The organism is Atribacteraceae bacterium, from assembly GCA_035477455.1.
Lineage (GTDB): Bacteria > Atribacterota > Atribacteria > Atribacterales > Atribacteraceae > DATIKP01.
The window spans coordinates 1-3,381 of the sequence record DATIKP010000147.1 but is presented as its reverse complement, the minus strand read 5'-3'; the positions used below and the strand labels follow the sequence as shown (position 1 = coordinate 3,381).

Below are 3,381 nucleotides of genomic sequence, written 5' to 3'. Positions count from 1 at the left end.
ATACCAGAAGAGAAATCGTGAAGAACCTGGCACCGGAGTACCGGAAGGCTACCAAGAAAGAGAAGGGAAAGATCATCGATACACTCGTCCCTCTCACCGGTTACCACCGGACGTACGCCTCCTGGCTGTTGTCGCATCATGGACGGACGGTCTTGGTGCGGGGACCCCAGGGTCACAGGTATCGGGTGGGGGGAACCATCACCACCACCAAAAGAAACCGTCCCAGAAAATACGATGCAACGGTGTTCACCTCTCTGAAGAAGATCTGGGCCATCTTTGACTGTCCCTGCGGGAAACGGCTCGCTCCCTCCCTTTGCTGGATGATCGAGAAACTGGCGCTCTCTCCGGAGGTACGATCCAAGCTCTGCTCCATTTCTCCCGCCATGGTGGATCGATTACTCCACAAAGAAAAGCAACAGTTCATCCCTTTCTCCCGGCCTTCCACCAAACCCGGCACCCTCTTGAAACACCGCATCCCGATCCGCACCTATGCGGAGTGGAACGAGAACACCCCAGGCTTCTGTGAAATGGATCTGGTCGCCCACGACGGGGGAGATCCCCGGGGTGACTACTGCCAGACGCTCGATGTGGTGGCTGTGTCCACGAGCTGGACGGAAACAGAGGCGGTGAAGAATAAGGCCCAGAAATGGGTCTTCCAGGCCTTCACAAGTATCCGCCAACGTCTCCCCCTTTCCCCTTCTGGGCATCGATTCCGATAACGGAGGAGAATTCATCAACCACCAGCTGGTACGCTACTGTGACCGGGAGAAGATCACCTTCACCCGCTCCCGTCCCGCCCGCAAGAACGACAACCAACTCTATGCCCTGTTGCGCCTCTACACCAACTTCTTCCTTCCCGTGGCCAAGTGTCTTTCCAAGGTCCGCCGGGGGAGCAAGGTCACCAAACACTATGATGAGCCAAAAACCCCCCTGATGCGGGTGCTCGCCTCGCCATGTATTGCAGAGGCTGTCAAACAGTCTCTTAAGGACCAATACGAAGAACTCAATCCCGCGGCCCTCAAAAGACAAATCGTGAAACTCCAGAACCAACTCATTGAGCTGGCAACCTGGAAAAATACCCTGAGTTCTCAACCACAGGAGGTGAATTTGGTATAGAATTTTACGTGAGGTAACGAATCCCTTTCATCAAGATTTTTACGTGAGGCATTAGGTAGCATACAGAAATTGCGGGAAGGTGGAGAGAGGGGATTTTGGAGTTATCCCCAGAATAGCGGCGGAATTCGGGGTAATTCCATCGTGGCAAGGGTTGGCAAGGCGAGCTTGTTGCCCGCTATTCCCATTTCTCGGATATGGTTATCTGTCCGGCGGCATCCACGATCAAACCGGCGATCCCGTGCGAATTCATCAGTTCCATCCCTTTCTCCGGGCCCAGTACAAAAACGGTTGTCGTGAGGACATCGGTAACCAGGGCCTTTTCGGCGACGACCGTTACGCTCATGACGGAATCGGCCGGTTGACCGGTTTGCGGGTCGAGGATGTGGTGCACTCTTCTTTTCCCCAAAAAGAAGAACTGTCGGTAATCCCCGGTGGTGGCCACCGCCGCGTTTTTGAGATCGATCACCTCCAGCCATCCGACGTCATCGCGCGGGTGTTGAATCGCGATCCGGAAGGTCCGGGGACCGTACCCCCGGATATCTCCTCCGATATCGATCAGTGCCCCGGCGATACCCTTTTCCTTCAATAGCTCGGTGGCGCGGTCCACCGCGTAACCGGCGGCGATGCCCCCCAGGGTGAGCTGCATCCCTTCTTTTAGAAATCGCGCCCGGCCCTGTTCTTCGTCAAGTTCCAGAGCCCGCCAATTGACGAGCGAGAGTGCCCGCTCCAGTTCCTCGGTGGTGGGAAGCCTCCCGGAGGTCCTTACTTCTTCCATCCACAGACCCAAGAGAGGTTTGACCGTTGGATCAAAGGCCCCCCCGGAGAGCCGGGCATAATACAGGCTTTGTCCCAGCACATAAAGGGTCTCCGGGGAGAGATCCGCCCAGGCTCCCCCCGACCGATTCAGGTTATAGATTTCACTCGCCGGATAAGTGGTCGACAGCAACCTCTCGATTCTCAGGATTTCAGCGAAGGCGGCCTCTGCCGCGGATTGGGCCCCCCGCCTATCCGGGTCGCTCGCCTTGATCGAAACCACGGTTCCCATGGCCAAACCCCTTACCTCCACCTCCTGTTCGTTTATCTCGATCCACGGCCGACGTGCGTTAAGCGTGCCCAGCGCCAGGCCCGCCAGGAGAAGGACGGCCAGCGAACCCACTATAACTTTGCGGTTTTCCCTGGTGAGCTTGGGCAACAGGAATAAAGCGGCGGCCAGACTGCTTTGGAGCGCGAGCAGACCCAGCGCCAGGCCCACCAGGCTGAAGACCCTTCCCAGGATGGTGATCCCTACGATACCGGCTCCCAGAGCCAGCAGGTGGGAGCCCAGAACGAGGTTTGCCTTCCGGGCGGCGTAAAGGCCCGAGGTCTTTATCGCCACGAGTGTCGCGGGGATTACCGCAAGCCCCATTATCTGAATAGCGCTCACGCTCCCGGCAAACGCCGGAAAAACCGGTGGAACGATGAAGCGGGCGAAAAAATAGGTTGCCGCAGCGAGTCCGCCGGAAGAGAGGATGGCGATTTTTTCTATCCTATCCGTATTCCGCTGGGCGGCTTTCTCGGATAAGAGGTAGAAGAACATAATCTGCGGCAGTATCCCGAAGAAAAGAAAGACGCGGTAGGCAAAATGATAATATCCAAGCGTCGTCATTCCGAAGAGCTCCCCGATCAGGATCTTGTCGAGGAAACTGGTGGATACCTTGCTGAGATCGCTGCCCAGCACACCCAGGGTGAACGGGAGGACTGCCCGGATTTTTCGAATATCGGGTTTTAAGCGCAGACGCTCCACGACCCGCCCTCCGAAGAGAAGATAGCCAAGGGCCAGTCCGACCAGTATCCCGTTTATGGACTCCCAGAAAAGATAAAAGAGTACCGGAAGGAAAAGGCCGAGTAGCCGTGCCCCGATCCACGCGCGGAGGTAGCTTCCGTATTTCCGGTTCGCTAGATCCAGATGAACCGTGAGGGAGAAAAGCGAAAGTCCGGCGGTGAGCAAACCGACTGCCGGCCCCAAAACGATCGAGACGATAATCCCGGCGATTACGCTGAGGAGGAAAACGACCGCTACCGAGCTGCTCAGAAGCCGGTCGTCTCCCTCCGCGGCTTGATGGGTGATCACGGTTTTACCCAGGCCGAAGGTGCAAAAGGTGGAGAGGATCGTTGCGATCGACAAAAGCCAGCTCAGGTACCCGTAGGCCAGGGGATGGATGAGGAGGGCGAGCGGCAGCCAAAGAGCGGTTCCCAGTAAATGAGAGGCCAGTTGAGCCGCTGTCA

General features: G+C 56.9%; 3 protein-coding genes. 1 reads left to right on the top strand and 2 read right to left on the bottom strand.

Annotation, left to right across the window (positions count from 1 at the left end):
- Positions 1–719 (top strand): ISNCY family transposase (locus VLH40_08800; GenBank protein ID HSV32099.1); only part of this gene is annotated, 719 nt, incomplete at its 5' end.
- Here the strand turns inward: VLH40_08800 and VLH40_08795 are convergent.
- Complete coding sequence (locus VLH40_08795; protein HSV32098.1) at positions 664–1,029, bottom strand: hypothetical protein; 366 nt, start codon at positions 1,027–1,029, stop codon at positions 664–666. The genes VLH40_08800 and VLH40_08795 overlap by 56 nt on opposite strands.
- Positions 1,030–1,291: 262 nt before the next feature.
- The coding region (locus VLH40_08790) for an FAD:protein FMN transferase (protein ID HSV32097.1) at positions 1,292–3,381 on the bottom strand (2,090 nt) is incomplete at its 5' end.